General features: G+C 40.7%; 18 protein-coding genes. 3 read left to right on the top strand and 15 right to left on the bottom strand.

The genetic code is table 11. The features are described from left to right. Window positions 1-24 precede the first annotated feature (24 nt). The 10 genes from B9A52_RS06370 to B9A52_RS06325 form a co-directional block, all read right to left on the bottom strand. On the bottom strand, window positions 25-2,100 hold the full coding sequence (locus B9A52_RS06370) for a c-type cytochrome (RefSeq protein WP_084119508.1): 2,076 nt from the start codon (window positions 2,098-2,100) through the stop codon (window positions 25-27). A 207-nt stretch (window positions 2,101-2,307) separates the two neighbouring features. Then, entirely contained in the window at window positions 2,308-2,997 is a 690-nt protein-coding gene (locus tag B9A52_RS06365; protein WP_084119507.1) for a hypothetical protein, read from the bottom strand. 40 nt (window positions 2,998-3,037) lie between these two features. After that, entirely contained in the window at window positions 3,038-4,426 is a 1,389-nt protein-coding gene (locus B9A52_RS06360) for a sulfatase family protein (protein WP_084119506.1), read from the bottom strand. Window positions 4,427-4,516: 90 nt separating this feature from the next. Beyond that, window positions 4,517-5,701: an alpha-hydroxy acid oxidase gene (locus tag B9A52_RS06355; RefSeq protein ID WP_157370082.1), complete on the bottom strand. Its 1,185-nt coding sequence runs from the start codon at window positions 5,699-5,701 to the stop codon at window positions 4,517-4,519. A gap of 126 nt (window positions 5,702-5,827) precedes the next feature. Beyond that, window positions 5,828-7,222 carry an amidohydrolase gene (locus B9A52_RS06350; protein ID WP_231955509.1) on the bottom strand — a complete coding sequence of 465 codons (1,395 nt, stop codon included), beginning with the start codon at window positions 7,220-7,222 and terminating at the stop codon, window positions 5,828-5,830. A 7-nt stretch (window positions 7,223-7,229) separates the two neighbouring features. Beyond that, window positions 7,230-7,895: a DinB family protein gene (locus B9A52_RS06345; RefSeq protein WP_084119503.1), complete on the bottom strand. Its 666-nt coding sequence runs from the start codon at window positions 7,893-7,895 to the stop codon at window positions 7,230-7,232. Between the two features lie 4 nt (window positions 7,896-7,899). Next, window positions 7,900-8,838, bottom strand: a complete 939-nt coding sequence (locus B9A52_RS06340; RefSeq protein WP_084119502.1) for an NAD-dependent epimerase/dehydratase family protein — start codon at window positions 8,836-8,838, stop codon at window positions 7,900-7,902. Window positions 8,839-8,878: 40 nt separating this feature from the next. After that, the gene (locus B9A52_RS06335) at window positions 8,879-9,640 is read right to left on the bottom strand and encodes an SDR family NAD(P)-dependent oxidoreductase (protein WP_084119501.1); all 762 of its coding nucleotides are present in this window, start codon (window positions 9,638-9,640) and stop codon (window positions 8,879-8,881) included. Window positions 9,641-9,709: 69 nt separating this feature from the next. Then, window positions 9,710-11,032: an agmatine deiminase family protein gene (locus B9A52_RS06330; protein ID WP_197687276.1), complete on the bottom strand. Its 1,323-nt coding sequence runs from the start codon at window positions 11,030-11,032 to the stop codon at window positions 9,710-9,712. A gap of 1 nt (window position 11,033) precedes the next feature. Next, entirely contained in the window at window positions 11,034-12,083 is a 1,050-nt protein-coding gene (locus B9A52_RS06325; protein WP_084119500.1) for a proline iminopeptidase-family hydrolase, read from the bottom strand. A gap of 338 nt (window positions 12,084-12,421) precedes the next feature. Here B9A52_RS06325 and B9A52_RS06320 point away from each other — a divergent pair, with 338 nt between their 5' ends. From B9A52_RS06320 to B9A52_RS06315, 3 genes are all read left to right on the top strand, one after another. Continuing rightward, entirely contained in the window at window positions 12,422-14,377 is a 1,956-nt protein-coding gene (locus B9A52_RS06320) for a histidine kinase dimerization/phosphoacceptor domain -containing protein (protein ID WP_197687275.1), read from the top strand. A 222-nt stretch (window positions 14,378-14,599) separates the two neighbouring features. Further along, on the top strand, window positions 14,600-14,731 hold the full coding sequence (locus tag B9A52_RS26325; protein ID WP_262483146.1) for a hypothetical protein: 132 nt from the start codon (window positions 14,600-14,602) through the stop codon (window positions 14,729-14,731). 43 nt (window positions 14,732-14,774) lie between these two features. After that, window positions 14,775-15,743 carry a serine hydrolase gene (locus B9A52_RS06315; RefSeq protein ID WP_084119498.1) on the top strand — a complete coding sequence of 323 codons (969 nt, stop codon included), beginning with the start codon at window positions 14,775-14,777 and terminating at the stop codon, window positions 15,741-15,743. Window positions 15,744-15,766: 23 nt separating this feature from the next. On the opposite strand, the gene B9A52_RS25945 is transcribed toward B9A52_RS06315, so the two are convergent. The 5 genes from B9A52_RS25945 to B9A52_RS06295 form a co-directional block, all read right to left on the bottom strand. Beyond that, window positions 15,767-16,015 (bottom strand): hypothetical protein, encoded by a 249-nt coding sequence (locus B9A52_RS25945; protein ID WP_197687274.1) that lies wholly within the window; start codon window positions 16,013-16,015, stop codon window positions 15,767-15,769. A 46-nt stretch (window positions 16,016-16,061) separates the two neighbouring features. After that, complete coding sequence (locus B9A52_RS25940) at window positions 16,062-16,211, bottom strand: hypothetical protein (RefSeq protein WP_197687273.1); 150 nt, start codon at window positions 16,209-16,211, stop codon at window positions 16,062-16,064. Window positions 16,212-16,436: 225 nt separating this feature from the next. Beyond that, the gene (locus B9A52_RS06305) at window positions 16,437-18,710 is read right to left on the bottom strand and encodes a PD40 domain-containing protein (protein ID WP_084119497.1); all 2,274 of its coding nucleotides are present in this window, start codon (window positions 18,708-18,710) and stop codon (window positions 16,437-16,439) included. 52 nt (window positions 18,711-18,762) lie between these two features. Continuing rightward, a complete protein-coding gene (locus B9A52_RS06300; protein ID WP_084119496.1) occupies window positions 18,763-19,992 on the bottom strand; it encodes a DUF418 domain-containing protein in 1,230 nt (409 codons plus the stop codon). A 90-nt stretch (window positions 19,993-20,082) separates the two neighbouring features. Next, window positions 20,083-21,558, bottom strand: coding sequence for an amidohydrolase family protein (locus tag B9A52_RS06295; RefSeq protein ID WP_084119495.1), 1,476 nt, complete (start codon window positions 21,556-21,558; stop codon window positions 20,083-20,085). Window positions 21,559-21,736 lie beyond the last annotated feature (178 nt).

Raw genomic sequence — 21,736 nt, 5'->3', positions numbered from 1 at the left:
CTTCTGCCTATGCAGGATATGCCTCTAATTTCCTATTTGAACGGGGTAACCTAATTGTGCCCAAACCAAGATCCCTTCGTCAAGAATAGCTGTATTTTTGAATCCATATTTTTTCAACTTGCTGATCACCTGTCCTGAAGCAGCATGAGGACAGGCGCAATAAGCAATGATCCAGGTACCGTCATTCGGTATATCTTTTACAAAGGTTTCCGGCTCGTTATAGTAAGGAACTGGAATTGCTCCAGGAATATGGGTCTGTCTCCAAGCCACTTCTGACCTGGCATCAAGCAATACCAATCGCATACCATCTTCCATGGCCTTATTCAATTGCGCTGCAGATAGGTAAAGCCCCTCACGCAGTTCAAAATCAGGTTGCCCACCCTCAGGGTTAATAATATATTCTTCAGGTGTAGGTAAACTTACAGCTGTTGGTTCGGGTACATCCCAACCTGATGCCCGACTTCTGAGAAATGCAGTTACAGCATCTATTTCATCGCCACTGAGGCTATCCTTGAATGCAAGCATTGGGGTGCCGTCTCTTCCTTCAGCAATGGCGTAACGCAGAAAATGGTCAGTTGCCGTAGCCAATAACATGGGGTTTCCCAAAGCCGGTGCACTAATGCCTTCTCCATTAGATCCATGGCAAGCCGCACATTTTTCTGCATATATCCTTGATCCAAGTTGTACATCACCTTTGATGGGATCACGGGATAATTCAATTGGCTTTTCAACTCCACTGGATTCGTTCAACCATTTCAGTATCAATTCTACATCGATATATTCCAAGGGTCCGCCTTGTTCCTTGTAATAGCCGGCCATGGCCGTGTTGGCCCGTCCATATTGGATGGTATATCTGAGAAAATTGGAAGATTGAGCCGTAGCCATCAAAGAGTGAGATCGGAGAGAGGGAGCAAAATCAGCCGCATAACCTTCTCTGTTTTCTCCATGACATAATGCACAATATTTCAGGTACATTCCTTCAGCGTACAACATGGCAGTACTATCAAGTTTTGACCCAAAATTCAGCTTTAACTGTTCCGCTAGCATCGCTTGCTCTTCAGGTTCTTCCACAAATTCAAGTTGAACGCCGAAAGCATATTCTTTCAATACCGTCACACTGTTTTGTAATAAATCCTCCAAGAGCGCCTCTTTGGGTAATTTTTCTGAAAGCAAATCGTGTGTAGCTTTGAGATCCTGCACCTCAAAAACGATAGCAAAGACCCCGGAACCACGCTGTTTCAGGAATCCGGCAAGGGCATCATCAGATGTTTTGGGACTGATTATATGTAGCTCTTGATTCCTTTTAATTTTAAAACGGATCAGATTTTCAGATGGAATTTCTTCCAATTCCAGAAGTCCCAATTTTTTAAATTCCTTACGTGCAGCTTCAAGGTCCTCAACCACAACTTTTATTGCCGCTATTCCTAGGACACCATTTGGATGTCGCAAAAATTCCCGTGTCATGTTATAAAAACTCTTCCATTCATGCATTCGCTCATAAGGGAAATCTGAAAACTCAACAAATTCCGGAAGAGGATTCGGCAATTTTTTTGTTACAAAACCGACTTTGAAAATCTGACTCTGATCATCAACCCAATGAGAGGATTGAGGAACCGGGTTGGCTATATTATAAGTTCTTAGAGAATCCAACTCAAACCCACGAGAAGTTAACCAGCTGTAGGTGCTGTCCACTGATGAGCTTGATAAAGAATAAAATCCAACGCCTTTGAACCTACTGAAAAAGTCCAAAACCAATGAATCTTTGCTCGAAACAAGTACGGAATCCTCCAACGAAAGTAAATCCAGAGTAGACATGTCAGGAAAGGGAATTGTAATCGTCACTGTCCCCTCAAAGATCCCCTTATTGGTCATTTCCGAAACGGGAATATCGAATCCCAATACTTCGTTATAATATTTTCTGGCACTATCGAGGTCCTCTACAATTAGCGTTATATTATTTATCCCATAGCCTCGTCCCATTAAAGCTTTACTGCCATTATTGCCATCCTTTTGTTCTGACTGACATGAAATGATGGATATGAAAAGAAATAAAAGTGTTACATATTGGAATATATGACGGAATTGGGTTGTCTTTCTCATAAGTTGAAGGTTAGGGATAAAAAATGGGCAAACCTATCTATGGTAAGATAGGAAAATCAATGATGACAAAGCTTTAACTAAGGACGAAATGTATGTTTTTCTTCCCCAATGAGGGGAATTTCTTTTCGAAGGAAAATTTGAAGAGGAGTTTTCGATAGTTGAGAAAAAGGTTGAATCAACATTGGAATACCTTCCTTAAATCTGATCTCAAGTCAATGGAAGAGAAATAAACCAACGTGAAAACCTCTCCCAAAAATCAGGGTTAAAACCTGAAATTACAATAATATGGACTAAGAGGAAAATACTAAAGGCAACCGGAAACACCCACCTTCCCTGATTTTCTTTTCGTTCTAAAAAAATCAGTACCAAAAGAATTACATAAACCACCGATATCGCAAGGATATAGGGATAGGTTCCCTTAAGACCAAGGACATTGTACATGACACGTACCATCACAGGCTCAGACAATGCAAAACCTGCTACAATCATCCCTCTGGCATGAATGGGCATTGAATTCCTAAACCAAATTGCAACTCCAAAGCCAAAGCTAAATATCAACAAATCCTTGAATGGAATCCAGAATTCCGGTCCTACAAATTCCAATTCGGGGCTGATTCGGTAATTGGCTAATAGCAAAACAGAAATAAATAGAATCGGAACCAAGAAGTAAGAAAATTTCCCTATGGTCCTGTGAAGCTCATACTTTCTTCTTTGAATCAAAAGTGGTTGAATCACCAACATCGCCACCCAGAGTAGTGCTGTCCCCACATGAAATTGAAAGTATTGGCTAAAGTCCGCTGTACCATCAAAAAACTTTGAGAAGTAGGAAGGCCAAAACCCTATGAATGCCAAAACCAAAAAGGCTAAATAGTAATATCCGGAATTCTGAAATTTCATTTTTATCGGAAATTAATGTGGGGTTAAGAATTTTTTTTGATCAGTTCTTTGGATCTTTTTGTTTGCTATCAAGGTATTGGAAGTGACTGTTGTCGGGAGGTGTCCTCACCACCTTACTTTCCGGTAAAGGCCCCAGTTGTTTCACAGCCAATTCCATTGCCCGCATCATTTGGGCTGTTTTTTCAGGGTTTTCCTTTATAAGATTGGTAGTTTCTCCGGGATCGGTTTTTAGGTTGAATAAAAGCGTATCATGCGCATCTACTTTTTTCATGCCTCTCGAACCTGCATATCCCGCATAAGGGCGTTTGATCTTCCAATCTCCCTCCCGATATCCTTCCTGACTGGAAAGCATATAATACAGGAAAGTATCCCCTTCCCTGCTGCCGTTTTCAAAAAGTACTGCACTGAGGTCTTTACCGTCAATTTCCCGGTCTTGAGGGACCTCCGCACTAACTATGTTGCAAAAAGTAGGAAACCAATCCATCTGTGTGGCCAACTGTTCAAAAACCTGCCCGGGATCAATTTTCCCTTTCCACATGGCCACGGTAGGGACGCGAACTCCTCCTTCGAAAGTAAATTGCTTTCCTTCTCTCAATGGTCCGGCCGAACCTCCATGGTCTTCCATTACCAGCCAAGGGCCATTGTCTGAAGAAAATACAATGAGCGTATTTTCAAGAATTCCCTTTTCTTCCAACTTTTTCAGGATTTCCCCAACACTCCAGTCTATTTCTTGGATGACATCTCCATATAATCCCCGATTTGAGGTTCCTTCAAACTCAGGAGAGGCATAAATGGGAACATGTGGCATATTATGGGCCAGATACAGGTAAAATGGTTGGTCTTCTACAGAATCAATGAACTTCAAGGATTCTTCCGTATAGGTCCGGGTAGTATATCGCTGATCGACTTTGTATTCCTCCACATCATTTCCCCTCATATACACCACCGAAGTCATGTCATTGGAATAAGGAATCCCAAAGTATTCATCAAATCCCTGATTGAGGGGAAGGAATTTTTCAAGGTGGCCCAAATGCCATTTTCCCACTATACCCGTACGGTAGCCTTTTTCTTTCAGGATTTCGGCTATGGTGATTTCCTCAGGATCCATTCCGGATAAACTCTCCGGGAAAAAAACCGAATTGATGCCCATGCGTTGCGGCATCCGGCCTGTCAGAAGTCCGGCACGGGATGGACTGCAAACCGGAGAGGCGGACATAAATGAGGTGAATTTTATACCTTCTGCTGCGATTCGGTCAATGTTTGGAGTGGCAATGTCTGTAGCACCAAAACATCCCAAATCTCCATAGCCCAGGTCATCCGTAAAGATGAAAACGATGTTTGGTAGTTGGGATTGAATCTCATCTCCCTTATCAGTCCCACAAGCCAAAAGAAGGCAGCTGATCAGGATAAGCATTGGTTTTACTTTCATCTCAATTGTGTTTATCTACCAATTTAAACTTTTTTATTTTATTGACTTAATAAGTTATTACCAACTTAAATTGACCTGTTCAATTTGCATTTAGATTCTAATTACAAAATCCCTCGTAATTTTTTCAATTGAAGCCGCGCCGGCAAGTTGCATGTCACGGACCAACTCCCCCTTGAGAATGTCCAAGGCTATTTCAACTCCCTCTTGACCCAAGGCCCCGAGCCCCCAGCAAAATGGTCTTCCTATACAAACCGCTGTTGCTCCAAGAGCCAAAGCTTTAAAAATATCTGTTCCCCTTCTTATACCTCCGTCTATCAAAACCGGTATCTTGCCATCAATCTCTTCCACGATTTCCGGAAGACAGTCTATCGTGGACCGAAGGCTTTCCAGTTGCCTCCCGCCATGATTGGAGACAATAATTCCGTCGGCACCATACTCAAGGGCGAGCGCAGCGTCCTCTCTGGTAACAATTCCTTTCAGCACAATTTTCATGTTACAGTTTGCCCTTAGCCATGCTATGATTTCCCAAGTCAATCCCGGGTCATCGATCCCTGTTCCTTCAGGTAATATCCCCTCATAATTTCCCATTTTGAGTTCTTTGGAATTTATCAGTTTGGTAAGGGTGGTCCCGCCTCTTTCCCTGTTTCCGATCACAGGAGTATCCACTGTCAAAACACATACCTTACATCCTGCCTTTTCTGCCCGTTCAAGAAGTTTTTTGGTGACCTCCCTGTTTGTTGTGGGATAAAGTTGAAACCAAAGATCGGCTTGGGATTGCGTTGCGATTTCATTGACGGAATAGTTTGAAACAGAAGAAACAATCATCTGATGTTTTTTCTTTACTGATGCTTTGGCTGAGGCAATTTCACCCTCTGGATGAAAAAATTTCTGAAATCCAACAGGACTTAAAATGATCGGATTATCCAGGGTTTTTCCAAACAGTTCAACCTTTGTGGAGATCGTACTGACATCAATTAATCGGCGTGCTCTGATTTGAATTCTTTGATAGGCCTCAACGTTTGCTTTTACGGTTTTTGAGTCGTCAGCTCCTCCGTTCAGGTAATCAATGGCATCTTTTCCCATTACTTTTCCGGACATCTCCTCCAAGTCAAAGACATTTTTAAAGTCCGGAATTTCCTCGGCTTTATCCGGACTTGTGGTGCATCCCGGAAGCGATATCGCCGGTAAAGTCAAAGCCAAACTGGATAATCCGATCCACTCAAGAAACTTGCGTCTTTGAATTTCAGCCTTTAGATAAGGGTCTAAATTTTCCATTTTCTTATTTTCTGGTCCTCCCGGCAATGAAAAATCCAAGAGCAATTATTTAGTTCTTAATTTATAGTTAATGCATTATTCTCATCGATATCCAATAGAATTGGATCATGCTTTTTCCCTTATCAATCAATGACTTTCTAAAGTCCAATTTTTATTCTTCTCCGCATAGTCAAATACCAGATTACAAAAAGCAATGACACCTAATTTAAATGAATTGTCGTCGATTATAAATTCAGGAGAATGATGTGGTGCTGCTGTCATAGGGTCTTGCCCTTTTGGCATTCCCCCTACAAAAAAGAACAAACCGGGCACTTCCTGAGCAAAGAATGAAAAATCTTCTGCACCGGTCATAGCGGGCACCAGTAATGTGTTTTCAATTCCTGCAGATTTTTGGAGGGAAGGAAGCATGGACTTTGTCAGCTCCACATTATTAAATGTTACAGGGTAACGAGTTTGGTAAGGCAACTCAACCACTGCTGTTGCTCCTGCTGCTTCCGCTGTTTTTTCTGCAATTTGTTTGATACGGCTGTAAATCAAAGTTGCATCCTCGTTGCTGAAAGACCTTACATCACCAATCAGCTCCACTTTTGTAGGAATAACATTAGCACGGTTACCACCATTAATAGCGCCAACCGTTACCGCCGCGGCATTTTCCGTAAGGTTCACATTTCTGCTGACAATTTGTTGGAGATTGACTACGATTTGAGAAGCAACCAAAACCGGATCAACTGAAAACCATGGTTGTGACCCATGACTGCCCTTTCCATTTACAGTAATCTTAAAGTCTGCAACGCCAGCCATTGCTCCGGCAGGGCGATAAGAAATTTTACCTACTTCCAATTGAGAGAGCAAATGCAATCCGAAAATCACATCCACTTTATGATTTTCCAATACGCCTTCTTTCACCATTAATTCTGCCCCACCTTCTTCACCTTTAGGTGCGCCTTCTTCTGCTGGTTGAAAAATAAATATTACGGTGCCTTTCAAATCTTTTTTCATTCCAGCCAATATTTCAGCAACACCCATTAAAATGGCCACATGCCCATCATGCCCACAAGCATGCATCACACCTGTTTCTTGGCCGTTATATATCGTTTTTACTTTAGAGGCAAAAGGCAAATCATTTATTTCCTCTATAGGCAAAGCATCCATATCTGCTCTTAAGGCTATAACAGGCCCAGGTTTATCACCTTTTAAAATACCCACTACCCCTGTAAAAGCAATCTTGGTTTTTACTTCCATACCAAGCGATCGTAAATGTTTGGCAACGAGTTCGGCAGTACGAAACTCCCGATTTCCTAATTCCGGGTTTTGATGAATGTCCTGTCGCCAAGCAATTACTTTTTGCTCTATCAGGTTGGCTTTTTGGACAATCAATTCGTTGTAATTGCTTTTTTGTGCCAAAAGCTGAAAAGAAAGTACATTGATTAATGCAATGATGGCGAGGGTTGTAGTTTTTATTTTCATTGAGGATATATTAGGATCTAGATTTTTTTGTAGTAAACATGTCTTTTTTTTCAATCCCCCCTTACCCCCTACTGAATTTACCTCCCGGTAGCCTGGTTTTGATGTACTTGAATTGACCGTTATGGTTGGACTCATGTTCACAGACATGAAACCACTTGCAATAGTTATTGGTAGGTCCCCAAGGCCATTCTTCATCTACCGCCATCAGCCAACTGTCGTCTCTTTTCTTAAATTCCCTGATGGTGTTTTCCCTTACTTCCGTCATGATTTCAAGGTAGTAGTTGAACGTATTGCCCTTGATGGTTTTTCGGGCTTCGTCACCAAGGTTCATTGCTACCTCAAAGCGATCTAAATCTTCCTTACTAAAATCTCCCCATTCCTTTCCCTCGAAAGTATGGATCTGATAAAACCGCTCCGTGGCAGCCAAATGGAGCAACATGGCGCCTATGGAGTTGGAGTTTTCATCAAGCAAAAAATCCAGTTGTTCCACGCTCATCCCTCTGACAGGCATCAAAATCACATCCCGCATCCAGGTCATCATGGATAGCAAGGTTCCGATATGAAGTGAAAAACCTTCTCTGGGACCCATCACATTAATCCGATTTTCGGTCGGGATTTCTGAGGCATAGATCGGGTTTGGAATCATAGACAGGCCAAATGTGCCTGAAGAAATAACTGCGGCTGATTTAATAAAATCTCGGCGGGTAGACGGATTGTTATTTTTCACTTTTTTAGGAGGAATAGTTATTCAAAGGAATGCTGACAGGCTTAAATGCTATTCCCAAGTCCTTTGTTGCCAAAGCAGAACTGTAAACAATTTCAGGCTTGCCTATTGGAGGTTGATTGTTGAGCATCAATGTAACATCTGAAACCCTGTAACTTTCACCAGACAAGAGATAGTTTTTTCCATGGATGTTTTTGGTAGTAGCCGCTTTGAAAATCGCTTCGGCAACATCTTCTACATCTACCAATGCCCATAATACATCCATATCATAGATCATTTGTATAAAAGGGTTGGGGGCAATTTTATTTTTAAACAGAAATTGTATACCCGTTGAAGTGGAATCCTGTCGGTTTGACAGAGATTTCCCCATTACACCCGTCGGTGAAACAGAAGTAATTTCAAAACTTAGATCAGGGTGGTCTGCGATGAATTTATTGACGGCCTGATTAGCGATAAACTTTGCCTGGGCATAAGGAATGCCCTCTTCGCTCATAAATGGCGCATCATCTTCATTGATTTGGTCACCTTCCTTTTTTCCAGAAGGTAAAAATGGAAAGTTGGTGTTGTAAGCCGCCACGGATGCAATGAACACAACTTTTTCAATTCCCGGAGTCTTCAAGACTGCCTCAAGAAAGTTTTCGGTACCCTTGATGGTCGGGTCAAACAATTCTTTCTGAAGGTCTTTCACATCCAATTGAAAGGGGGTTCCTCCGTGAATTACAATGTCGCAGTCTTTCAAAAAATCAATAAGCTCCTGTTTGTTTTCCACATCCAATTGAGCGATTTCGAGGTTCTCAGCATTTTTGAGACCAAGCAAATGTTCATACTTTTCCTTTTTGGAAAGGTCTGTGGTAGATACTTTTACCTTGTATCCTTCATTCAAAAACTTTTGGGTGTTGTAGCTTCCAATAAAGCCGGAACCCCCGATGATGCCTACTTTTTTCATGATTGATGTTGCTTTAAAATTGATTAAATGATTGAAATTATTATAAAGTGAGCGTCAGTCCACCATCCGCGAGAAGGGTTGATCCTGTGATATAACTTGAGTCATCAGAACAAAGGAATACAATGGATTTGGCGATTTCCTCAGGTTGTGCAGCTCTTTGCAAGTGAACCGTTGGGAGCAAGCCCTTGTCATACAAATCATCACCTGCTATTCCCCGCAATCGTCGGTGCATGGGTGTATCCACCACTCCCGGGCATAATAGATTTACCCGAATTCCCTTTGGCCCCAATTCAGCCGAAACACTTGAAGTGAGTCCAATCAGGCCATGCTTAGAGGTGACATAAGCGGATCCGGTTGGAAAACCCAGAAAAGAATTGACAGAACCAATATTCACTATGGCCCCACCATTGGCAGCAGGAAGCATGGCTCTGGCTTCATACTTCATGCAGAGGAATACACCTTTGAGGTTGATGTCCATCACTTGATCCCAATCGGCTTCCAAAAGGTCGGTAACACTGCCAAAATTTCCTTCTATGCCTGCATTGTTCACAGCAAAGTCAACTCGCCCAAATACGTTGATGGCATGCGCCACCATGCGCTCCACCTCAGTAGCTTTTGAAACATCGGTAACAATTGCACTTGCTTTTCCACCATTTGCTTCAATTTCCTTTACCAATTCATCGAGTTCTGCTGCTCTTCTGGCAGCTACTACTACGTTTGCACCTTTTCTTGCAAAAGCATGTGCTGTTGCTCTGCCAATGCCACTGCTGGCACCTGTTATCAATGCGACTTTATCATTCATGATTAATTAATTTGTTTTTGATGCCAAATTGGTTCGGTCATTGGTTTCCCCGTTTTAATTATTGTCATTTCAGTTGGATATTCTTTCCGGTTGCTGTTGGGTACTGCAGTGGATTCCTCCACCACGCCAGTTTTGCATCATGACATCAAAGAATACAATCTTTCGTCCCGGAAATTGCTGCTCGAAAATCTCCCGCACAGCGTCTTCTTTTTCTTTGGAAGAACCCATGGCGGTATAACTTGGCAAAAGTACCAAGCCATTGGTCACCAAATAATTAAAATAACTTGCTGCAGGAACCCTAAGTAAAGTATCCCCTACATGCACTGCTTCGGAAGGGATAAATATTTCGGCTGAAAGGTCTAAGGTGAATCCATTCTTTTTCAATTCTTCTCTTATCACCACTTCTTGGGTAATTAAATCAGGCAAGGGCACTTTGATGATGGTAAAAGGTTTCCCATCCTGGTCTTTGGCATTTTTGAGGATTTGGTAATTCTCTTTCATACGCTCATAATTCATTTTGCTGATGGGGTCCAGATCTTTTTCTGCTTCATCAACCCATGCCAGTAAAATGGTAGTTGGATTAACAAAGCGTACAAATTCGTCAGTATGCCCGCCTGTGCCACCACCTACATAATCACCCGAAATTCGTCGATAAAAATAATGCGGATCATCCGCTAATCCTTCCTTCATCCAGATGATATTGCTCACGCCCAATACGCGTTTGAATTCCGATTCAATCCTTTCTTTGGTAAGGGTAGGGTTTCTTTGGAATACCGTTGCTTCACACAAAATCAAGGTCCCTTTGCCATTGACTTCAATGGCTCCACCTTCGTGGATGACCTCGGTTTTGATGATTTTGGCACCCTCAGCGAAAGCCATCAAGCTGTCCACACTGCCTGTTTTCAATCTTTTCTCTAAGTCCCTTTTCCATGCGGAATTGATACTGTCCTTATTGCCTTCATATTTGAGATCTAAAAATCCCGGTAAACCATAACTGTCCCAGCTAAAATCAGCTACGCCCAATTCACCTTTTTCATTAACAAGAAAAGCTGCCCCGTGATCTCTGATCCAGTATCGCTCACCCGGCATAACATACATTTTGATTCCTGTGGTATCCACACCCAGTTCAATGAGCTTTGCAATCGCTGTTTGCTTCAAACTGTCAGAGTCGAAAGCGATTTTTACTGTTACATGAGGCTGAAGCGTTGTGATGATTTTGCCAATGGAAGGATAAAATCTATAGGTGGAGTCCTTTTCCCAGCCAAGCCAGATCGCATCATGCGGTTCCCATTCGGCAGGCATGTAAAATGTTTCGTCAGAAAGTTGGGTCTCTTTGTTGCCACAGGCATATATAATGAAGATAAAGGAAGATAAGAATGCTATTTGTTTCATTTCAATTAAAATTCCCCTCATCGACATCTTTTATAAATTTTATCAATCCGGAAAAATAGCCATCGGCATCATCGTAATGCGATATGTGACTCCCATTTGTGGTAACGCTACGGCCTTTTTGCACTTGGGTGCTCATCCACTCCATATATTTGGGATCCATGGTATCATATTTTCCTCCCAACATTAAAGTGGGGACTTTTAATTCTCCAAGTCTTGCAGATACATCCCAACCTTTCAAACTTGCATTTCCGGTAATTCCAAATTCGCTGTATCCTTGCATGTAGATGTAGATATTTGGATTGAGATGCTTAAAAGTCCTGTTAATGAATTCAGGCCATTCCTCTAAAGGTTTTCTCAGGACGTGCCGGGTGTAGTAGTGTTGTTGAACCAATTCGGCATACCGGGGATTACCGAAATCTCCTTTGGCCTCAAACTCTTTGATTTCTTTTAAAACTTCTTCGGGTAATTGTGGGCCTAAAACCTCCTCAGCGTATTTGTTATATTCAGGGACGCTCGCCATCATGTTAGAAATAATTAAACCTTTTAAATTATCCTGGTATTTCAGCGCATATTCCATGGCCAGAATGCCGCCCCAAGATTGACCGAGCAGATAAAAATTATCATTGGTAAGATTCAGGGCTTTGCGCACTTGTTCCACTTCTTCAACAAAGTGCTCGATAGTCCATAACGAAGAATCGTTGGGTTGATCGCTGTAGTAACTTTCGAGTTGATCGTAATAAATGTACTCTATTTGTGCATGGGGAAGGTAACCATCGAAGTTTTCGAAAATCTCGTGCGTAGCGCCCGGTCCCCCGTGAAGCAATAAAAGTCGCATTTTGGGATTGTTGCCCATGCGTTTGGTCCAGACATGGAAAGTGCCTTTAGGTGTTTCGATAGGAATCATTTTGATTCCTCCTGTAATTTGATCTTCGCTGTTGGAATAATCGAAATAACTGCTGCTATCAGCTATTGAGATGTCCTTGATTTGATTATTGGTACAACTCATCACGAGTAAAAACATAATCAGAATGGGTGTTTTTGAAAGTTTCATGATTCTCTATTTTTAATTGTTTAAATAGTCGATAACCTACATACTCCGATAATTTAGTTAATTCATAGTTTTCATTGCTCTGGCTTAGGACGAAATGGGTAAAATTCTTCCCCAATGAAGGGTATTTCTTTCCGGATAGAGATTTGAAAGAGAATGGAATTCCATTTTTTGGATGAACACAAATAGATCTTCAATGAGATTGGGATTCTGAAAAAAACCACCAATCCAATTCATATAAAATTAACCGTCAAAAGGTCATTTTTACCTGAAATTTCAAAAAATAAATTTATGTTTGGGTAATGCTGTATCGACCCAAAATTCATCTAAAACATAAAGTATTGAAATATCTATACTTTATTGGCACTGCCTTTATTTTATTCTATTTCAGTACTTTAGATTCCTATGCACAAAAACCGCATGTAGATGGCAGCCTGTTTAGGGAAGGCCTGCTGGAATTAAAATTCAAAGAAAATTGGAAATATCAGCCCGGCGACAATCCGGAATGGGCTAATCCTGATTTTGATGACTCTGATTGGTATAAAATCAATCCTATAGGACTAAAAGCTTACCAAATGCCGGATAGCCTGTGGTCGGGCTTTGGTTGGTGGCGGATTACCTTTACAGCCGATCCAAATACCGTTGAGTCCATTGAACGACTGTATTTCAACTCTTGGGGGGCAGCAGAAATATATCTTGATGGGGAGCTTGTGGAAACTTATGGAAATTTTTCAACTGACAGCAAACTCGAAAAAACCCATACCCCCAATTATGCACCGGACAGGCCCTTGAAAATTACCCCAAAGGATGTCCACACCTTAGCAGTCAGGTTTTCAAACCATCAGGCAAAAAACAATTTTAACATATTCAGGTACTTTGCAGAAAATCTGGGTTTTGATATAGGTTTTTCCTCAGCTGTCCGGGCAAAATTTTCAGATTTTCGATATCCCAACAGCTTTGCCACCTTGTCGGTAATAGTCGCAGTACTGTTTATTCTCTTGGTCTTGCATGTGCTTTTATATTTCAAATTCCGTAAGGAGGAGCCTTACCTGGTGATTACGCTCATCACTTTTTTCTTTTTATGCGCGGCCATTTGTGCCCATATACTCCTCTTTTTTGAACTCAACGGTTTTACCAATCCCATTTTCAGTAGTATTTTAAATTCCACTGCTTTTGGTTTGGGTTATGGCCTTTTACCCTATTCTCTGAGTTCTCTATTTAGAATACAAAAATTTTATTGGACCAGGCACTTGGTTTGGCTGGCACTGTTTAGGACTGCTAATTATTTTATTCCTGTTTTCAATTTCATTCTTTTTGATGCGACCATCATACTTGCCGTCATTGTATTGATGGTCATCATCATGCGCATAGCTATCAAGGAAAAAAATAGAGGGGCGCTTTATGTGACATTTGGAGCCATAGGTACTTCTGTTTTCTTATTGGTCAACAGGATGGTCAATGCTGAACTCATTACCCTGAGCACTTTTCTATATTATGTTGACCTGATTTTGTTGTATATCAGTTATCCTTTGGGTATTTACATTTATATCACCAATCAATATGGCAGGCTTTTCCTTGCGATGGAGCAGGAGGTGGAAGTTCGGACCCAACAATTAAATGAAACAATCAGAGACCTTACCAAAACCCAACATGAGCTTTCATTAAAAAACAATCAAAATGTCTTATTGCTGAAGGAAATTCATCACCGGGTAAAAAACAACCTGGAAGTAGTGTCAGGCTTACTGGCCCTGCAGTCTGCAAAAATGGATGACCCTACCATGCAGGAGGTCATGTTGGCCAGCCAGAACAGGGTCCACTCCATGGGAATTTTGCACCAAAAATTGTATCAAAGCGAGCATTTGGCCTTTATTGAAATGAAGAATTATTTCGAAAACCTCTGCATCAATATCCTGGACTCCTACAATGAAACCGATAGGATTAAAGTCAATATTGAAATGAAGGAACTTGAAATGGATGTGGATACGGCTGTGCCTTTAGGATTGATTGTCAATGAACTGCTCACCAATGCATTGAAGTATGCTTTTCCCAAAGGTGAAAAAGGAAAAATTGAGTTAAGTCTGGAAAGTCTGAGCGAGGACAATTTTCAGCTGAAAATCAGAGATAATGGAGTGGGTAAGGCTTTGGATGCAAAAATTAGAGGCACCGGTTTTGGTACCCAGTTGGTTGATCTGCTTACCCGTCAGATTGATGGAAATTTGATGCAGGATGTCAGCAATGGAACCATGATTTTAATCAATTTTAAAAGACAGGTAGCGGCTGGTAGCGGTCAGGTTTAAGCATGTAGCGGCTAGGATTTTTTGTTTTTTCCAAAATTCAATCAGGGAACTATGTAATTTATAATGGAAAATATTTTCCATTATTATGGTCTTACTGGAAAATAATTTCCTTTTTCGTAATTATTTTCGTTTTAATGGAAAATATTTGCCTAACCCAAATTTGATTATGTTGGGGCATTAAGACGGCTTACCCGTCAGAATGACCCTTCTGCATTTATCCGAATGATGGAAAGGGCATGGGAATTTAGTGGAACGGTATATGGCGAAGATATGGATGCCATGGAAAAACATTTGAAAGCAAGTAATGCATTTAAAGAACATGATAAAGCCATGTTGAAAATTCTAAATTCGTAAACCATCTGACTCCTATTCACAAAAATTTTTAAAACCCTCCATTATGAATTACTCAATTGTTTTTAACATCAACCTCTTCAAGATAATTATATCTATAGCCCTTTTTTCTTCATGCAATTCAAGGATAAATAAGGCAGAAGAAATACAGGAATTGAATCTAGAAAATGAATTGGCGGCACTGATTAAAGACTTCAAGGGAGAGGCACATCTTTATGCTAAAAATCTAACCACAGGAGAAATTATCAATATAGATGGTGAAAGTACGCATTTGGCCGCAAGTGAAGCCAAATTTTTTATTTTGTTGGATTACGCAGAGAAAGTTTCTAATGGCTCATTAAATCCTACCACTCCAATAAAATTAACGGAAGAAGATAAAACACTAGGTTCCGGTATCCTAAGGTTCGAAATACCGGGCAATGAAGTGTCTTTGTCTTTTCTGGCTTATCTAATGATGTCCATTTCAGACAATACCGCCACCAACATCCTCTTAAGAGAGGTCGGCGGTCCAAAAGCCATAACATCGTTTTTGAATAAAATTGGCATAGATGATACCAAGGTGGATGGAGAAGTATCAAAAGGAGATTGGATAAAAACATCGGCTAAATCTTTGGCCACTGCAGCCGAAGTCTTAGCGGCACCTGAAAAATTTGGATATCCTAAGGAAGCCGTAGAGATTTGTAAAAAAATCATGTCCAAGCATTATGAAGATAATGGATTGGCGAGATTCTTACCATGGAGTCCGTTTACGGAGGAGGCTAAATCAATAGCCGATAACCAAAAATATATACAGATATATGCTGGAATAGAACTGTACGGCAAAGCAGGTTTCACCCCCGGATACCGCGGAGATGTGGCCTATTTCATTACCCCGCGTAGCGAGTATGTGATCGGCCTGAAATGTACCAATGTAGATGATTCCAAACCGCTGAATGCTACCAATGAAGGATTTGAGTTTTCTGCCAAATTGGGAAAACTATTTTATGATTATTGGGGAATACCCGCAGCCCTTTAGCAGCTAAAAATCAATCAAAAATGTTATTGATTATTTAAAAACTCCTCCACCAATAAGTTGACGGTGGTTTCCATCTGAAGGGTCCAACTATCGATAAACCACCTGCCATTTTCATTATGAAGCTGGATACTATTTAGGCCTCGAATTGAAGTAGGTATTTCCGGGTCCGTCCTGACCTCAAAAGCGCTCCATACCTGGGCAATATTTCCAAATTGACGAACTTCTCTTTTGAGCTCGATTTCATATAAATCTTCTCTTGGATGAAGCCCCATGCGAATATACTCCGCCTCCAAGGAATTAAATGAATCATTTCCCTCATCATCCAGTGATGATCACCGCATTCGCTGAATGCAGGAACTTATCCCTTTCAAATTGCCAGGGGTCTTTACTTGAGCCTGAAATCACCTCGTAATAGGCATCAATAATGGCCTCAATTGATTTTACATCCTTTCCATATTTATCGTCCAATGTTTGGCCAATAACTGCTGAACAAAGGAAAAGTCCAATGAAGGCGAAAATTAATTTTTTATATATCTATCTTATTTTTGGCAACCTCAATTCTGTTTTTCTTTTTAAACTTCCTATACATTTCCAGTCCAAGTAAAAAAAGGAAGACTTTTCTCCTTTATGACTAAATGCTTCATAGGTTTTTAAATAATGGATTAAATACCAGCTTCATTAAATCGTTTTGCATTAATCTTTTTCTATTCCTTTGGTCCAAAGTGGTGCTCCATCTTCCCATTTATTATGGGTTAGTCTGATTTTTTTATCCGAATCGATGTGAATGGCAAAAATTTCACCGTAAATCTGAGGCCCAAAAATCACAGATTGAACCAATGGTTCTTCATCATTTATGCCACCTTCTTCGGAGGAATAAATGATCCATTCACCATCAGGAGAAAAGTGAGGATGGGCATCCTGACCAACATCATCAGTCATTCTCTTTGGTTTGCTCCAGGTTCCATCTTCATGGAGGAAAGAAAGGAATAAATCCATTGTTTTCACTTTGCCTTCTATGTCAGTACCTGAGCGGTCCGAGCAGAAAACAATCTTATCCCCTTGAGGAGATATGATCGGAAAATTGTCTCTGTGCTCATCTGAGGTGAAGTTTTGAATGGTTTTACCTTCTTGTAAGTAAATATCGAAAAAGCCTGATCTTCCACTTCTAAAAACAATCTTTGATTTATCAGATGTGATATCTCCAAACCCATCATTGAAATCTGACAAGGTAAGTCTTGTTGTTTCCAACGAACTTAGGTTAAGTGAAAAAACATCTCCTTGATTGGATGGTCCACCCCTGAAATTGCCCACAGAATAAATCAGGTCGCTTCCAGACGGATTAAATTTTGTATCAATAACCATCCCATTTAAAGGATTATAATTAGATGGCTTGGTAAAAGAATAAATTGAGCTTACTTCATTTGTCTTATAATTAACCTCATAAAAATGAATGGGAATTTGGATCAACCGAGGAAGAATAATGATTAGAAAAAGTGCACTCGCAAGATTAAAGAGAAAAATATTTCTTAATTGTCCGAACAAAATCTTTGTTCTGTTTTTATGAGCGAAACCAATGCATATGGCTAAAAATAAGGCTAATGCCCCAAGATAAGCCCGTACAGTATTGATTGGAGCACGTTGATCAATAAAGAAATAGTAAAGGACGAAAGCCAATAATGCAAGAATTGCAACAGCCATGATATTGAAAAAAAGGAACGCCCCAGGTTTTTCATTGGCAGATTTAAGGTTTCGATTGCCTATTCCAACGAATATAACATAGATAAGTATTATGGCTAGCAGGCTATAGGCCCAATAAGTCATCGCATCTTCCAGCCCTCTTACATCGGTGTTATCAAAAATAAGCGTATGATCAGTGGGATTTGGAGGGGCGGCAAATGCCCTACGAACTGCGTATAGATCGACTGTATTTGTGTTCAGATCTATGGAATAGGGAGATCCTTTCACCAACAAATCACCTTCAAATCCTCCTAAATTAGAAGCCATTTCCGAAGGGACTTGCCCTCCATAAAAAGTAATTAATCCATTTTTATTGGCTTGAGCCCCGAAAAAATTTGAGGTGGAATTGAAAAGGGAATCTACTTGATTGGTCTTTAGATTCAAACTCATTAGCCTAAACTCCCTATTTTGGAATGATGTGAAAACTAAGGTTGAATCGTTTAATATGGAAGGTGAAATGGCATTTATTCCTTCAGGAGAAATTGCTGCCTGATTTCCGCCCTCAGTATCCATCGAATATATTCTATTTGAATCTCTGGGACCACTGTAGAAAAATATCTTCTTCCCATCATTTGAATAGCAGGGACTTCCGTCCCAATGCTCATTCTTTGTTAATCTTTTTAAATTCTCCCCATCGATTGTCATACTAAAGATATCCCCTGTTCGCCTCATAGCAAAGACAAAAACCGGGTGAACTTTAATGGGGTGGTTCCGGTCACTAGAAAAAATGATCTGCGATCCATCAGGTGAAAATGAAGGCCTGAAATCGCCTCCTTTGTGACGCGTAAGATTAAGAGCAAGGTCGACATTTAAAGTGTCTAAGGGTTGGAAAGGTAGCCTGTAAATATCTGACTGACCTTCATGGGTAGAAGTGAATACAATCCAATTTCCGTCAGGAGAAATTACTGCCTGATCTTGCAGTGAAGAATCATGATTGATCAATAGGCGGGTTTCACTCTTTTCCTCCAGGGATTTGATGAATATTTTTGGATTTCCCAATCGCTCGGAGGTAAAGACTATCCATTTTCCATCTGGGGAAATTACCGGGTTATATTCTAAAGCATCATGGTCAGTTAGCTGATCAATTTTCCCTGTTTGGCTGTCAGCTATCCAAATATCCCAACCTTGAGGTCTGTAGGAAGAATAGAATATACGCTCATTTCCTGTCTGACTAAAAGCAAATGGCGTTGTAAGTACAATTAAGAGTAAATAAATATATAATCTCTTCATAAGAGGTATTGGTAATAAGGTTGAACATCATTTTGCTGTTCTACTCTCTTTATTAATCTAATTTTTCTTTGATAACTACCGGAATTGGTTGTGAAATTATAAATGGCTGTACCTTTAAATAGGTAAGTGATCGCCATAGCCATTCAATGGGGCCATATTTAAATTTTTTCATCCAGTAAAAGCTTATGATCATTTGTGCGCCAATGATCAGAAAGGCAATCAATAGAAGTTCAATATTCCTCAATTGACCCATGTACCCAAGGCCCCAATTAAAGAATAAAAATGTGCCGATCAGAGATTGAAATACATAATTTGTCAGTGCCATACGTCCATAAGGAGCTAACCAGGAGAGTGTTTTTTGCATTTTTGGCAATTCAAAAAGGTAAACAAACCCGGCAGCCAAGAATATGGTAAAGAAAAAATTGAAATTATCGTAAGCAGATAAGGCAAACATGGACCACCATGAAGTGAAATCAAATATGCTTTCCATTTGGGAAAACAAGTACCAAAAAAGAGGAATCATAGCAAGTGTACCCACAAATGACCACAGGATTATTTTTTTAAGAACTGTGGTGTTGGATTGAAGATTTTCAAGAAGTCGGGTTCTGCCAATCCACATACCCAACAGGAAAAAAGCAAATGTCAGATAGCCCCGACCCAATACACCCATTTGAAAATTGAATTTGCCAATCATTGAAATAAAATTCATCCGCCATACTTCGAATAAACTTCCACCTGTGATCGCCGCCATATACTTTTCATCAAAATTTTCAATATTCAGGGCTATGATGGATTCATTTCCAAATATGCCGTAGGACAAAAACCTGCCTCCGCCTAGAAATAGAATGACAGCTAAAGCAAGTACAACCTTATTGCTGACACTGTGAAAAGGGATAAGCAAAAATCCAAAAAGCACATAAATCACCAAGATGTCCCCGGAATAGAAAGAATTATGTGCCACACCGATTACTAATAATACCAACAAACGCCACAGGTACCGGGTTTTGTAATGCACACCGCTTTTTTCAGCATTATCCATCTGTATGAAAAAACTAAGGCCAAACAGTAACGAAAACAGGGCAAAAAACTTTCCCCTGATTATCCAAAAAGAGACCGTATCTACTATGTAGTCGACAGGTCCCGAAAACATAACAGCCCGCATTTCATCAGTTGGAAAACCAGCTAAGAACTGCTCCAGTACATGGGCAATTACAATACCTGCAAGCGCGAAGCCTCTCAAGGCATCAACAGCATGGATCCGATTTTTTACAACTTGTTTCATAAAGATTAGACTTAAAATGAAATGATTATTTTATTTTCGTTAGTAAAAAACAGGAATGTTCCCTACTGTATTATTCCCTTTATTTTGATCTTATTTCTTAAACTTCCCATAGACCCCTTGTCCTGGGAAAACATTGGGAACAGTCTCTCCATTTTTCAAAACAAAGGTTCCGTTCACCAATACATATTCTATTCCTCCTGAAAACTCCAACCCTCCTTCAAAGGTCGCTTTGTCAATGATGGTATTGGGATCAAAAACGGTGATGTCCGCATCGGCACCTACTTGTATTCTTCCTTTGAACCGCATCATCGGCGCAATTCCCTCCAATCGCCTTGCCGGAAGCAAAGTCATTTTTTCAATGGCAGTATTTAAGTCAAGCACCTGATCTTCTCTGACATATTTTCCCAATACCCTCGAAAAAGTTCCGGCAGTACGGGGATGGGCGAGTTTACTAAATTGCATGCCATCTGATCCGATGATCACGCCTGGCGCTGCAATTCCACTTGCAATCCATTCAGGTTGCATCATATGCATGATGACCACTTGATTGGTTCTTCTATTTCTTGCAAAAGTTTCTTCAGTCAATCTTTCCCCTGTAGCCACCAACTGTAAATCCCCATAATCAATGCCCAATCTTTCCTGCCAACCTTCATCAAACATGGCCATCATCAGACCTGTAGACGCGGCGGTATAAGGATATAATTCCGTGGTGATGTCAAAGCCATTTTGGGCAGCTGCACTGACCATGTTCAAGGCAAAATCAATTTGCCCCAGCGACATGCTGTTGATGTGAACTATATGTAAAGGCGCTCCTGTCAGGACGGCATTGGCTATTACTTCCTGAGTGGCCAAAATATTAGGTTGGCGGTTGTGTGTAAAAATCAGGGCATCCAATTGACCTGCCATTTCAAAGACGCTATACATCTCAGCCGGCTTTGTGCCGGGCAAGTACCCAATAGGCACCCCTATTCCTATAGCTCCTTCCTCCAAAGAAAATTTGATATTGACGAGGGTTTGCCTCATTTCTTCTTGTGTAAGATCCTCTGTAAAGGAAGGGGCAGCAACGTGAATAAAGGATGCAATCTCTCGCTCATTAGCACGGACCATATTCAAAAGCTCCTCCACACCTTCCTGATACCTTCCCGTGGCCCTCAAGCGCTCATAAGGCCAGTTGACACTCGCTCCATAATGGATCAATGCTTTGTCCTTTCGTGATGCATACCAGGCACCGGTATGTTCTATTCCCCATTCGAGTTCTAAGGCAGTTGTGACCCCATCATGCAATTGGTATTCCTGTTCCACATTGCTTACGCCGTGCACATGCAGGTCAATAAAACCGGGAGAAACTACCATTCCACTGACATTGAGGGTTTCCTTCCCTGCCAAGGGATCGGAACTGATCATCATTATGCGGCCACCTTGGATGCCTACATTTCGGATCGCATCAAGTTTTGTTTCCGAATCGATGACACGACCGCCTTCCAGAACAATGTCGTATTGGATAGATGCTTGCCCAAAGGCATTTAAAGAAAGGATAAGAAAGAGGATTAAAAATATATTTCTCATGATTTTACCTTGTTAGAATTATTGTGGGTTCTGATTAGCAGGGATTTTATAAAAGTCTTCGTTCCGCTAACTAAAGTAAGATATGAAAATCAATGCCGGCAAATCGCCCACATAGGACGAAATGCGCAAATTTCTTCCCCAATGAACGGATTTTCTTTTCGAAAAGGGATTGTGCTTC

It is taken from the genome of Aquiflexum balticum DSM 16537 (assembly GCF_900176595.1).
Classification (GTDB): Bacteria; Bacteroidota; Bacteroidia; order Cytophagales; family Cyclobacteriaceae; genus Aquiflexum; species Aquiflexum balticum.
This window is presented reverse-complemented; position numbering and strand designations above follow the sequence as displayed.

Bases quoted from the DNA above. Each gene is read 5' to 3' on its own strand.
- B9A52_RS06370 (WP_084119508.1), bottom strand. From the start codon at position 2,100: ATGAGAAAGACAACCCAATTCCGTCATATATTCCAATATGTAACACTT.
- B9A52_RS06365 (WP_084119507.1), bottom strand. From the start codon at position 2,997: ATGAAATTTCAGAATTCCGGATATTACTATTTAGCCTTTTTGGTTTTG.
- B9A52_RS06360 (WP_084119506.1), bottom strand. From the start codon at position 4,426: ATGAAAGTAAAACCAATGCTTATCCTGATCAGCTGCCTTCTTTTGGCT.
- B9A52_RS06355 (WP_157370082.1), bottom strand. From the start codon at position 5,701: ATGGAAAATTTAGACCCTTATCTAAAGGCTGAAATTCAAAGACGCAAG.
- B9A52_RS06340 (WP_084119502.1), bottom strand. From the start codon at position 8,838: ATGAAAAAAGTAGGCATCATCGGGGGTTCCGGCTTTATTGGAAGCTAC.
- B9A52_RS06335 (WP_084119501.1), bottom strand. From the start codon at position 9,640: ATGAATGATAAAGTCGCATTGATAACAGGTGCCAGCAGTGGCATTGGC.
- B9A52_RS06330 (WP_197687276.1), bottom strand. From the start codon at position 11,032: ATGAAACAAATAGCATTCTTATCTTCCTTTATCTTCATTATATATGCC.
- B9A52_RS06325 (WP_084119500.1), bottom strand. From the start codon at position 12,083: ATGAAACTTTCAAAAACACCCATTCTGATTATGTTTTTACTCGTGATG.
- B9A52_RS26325 (WP_262483146.1), top strand. From the start codon at position 14,600: ATGATGGAAAGGGCATGGGAATTTAGTGGAACGGTATATGGCGAAGAT.
- B9A52_RS06315 (WP_084119498.1), top strand. From the start codon at position 14,775: ATGAATTACTCAATTGTTTTTAACATCAACCTCTTCAAGATAATTATA.
- B9A52_RS25945 (WP_197687274.1), bottom strand. From the start codon at position 16,015: ATGGGGCTTCATCCAAGAGAAGATTTATATGAAATCGAGCTCAAAAGA.
- B9A52_RS06305 (WP_084119497.1), bottom strand. From the start codon at position 18,710: ATGAAGAGATTATATATTTATTTACTCTTAATTGTACTTACAACGCCA.
- B9A52_RS06300 (WP_084119496.1), bottom strand. From the start codon at position 19,992: ATGAAACAAGTTGTAAAAAATCGGATCCATGCTGTTGATGCCTTGAGA.
- B9A52_RS06295 (WP_084119495.1), bottom strand. From the start codon at position 21,558: ATGAGAAATATATTTTTAATCCTCTTTCTTATCCTTTCTTTAAATGCC.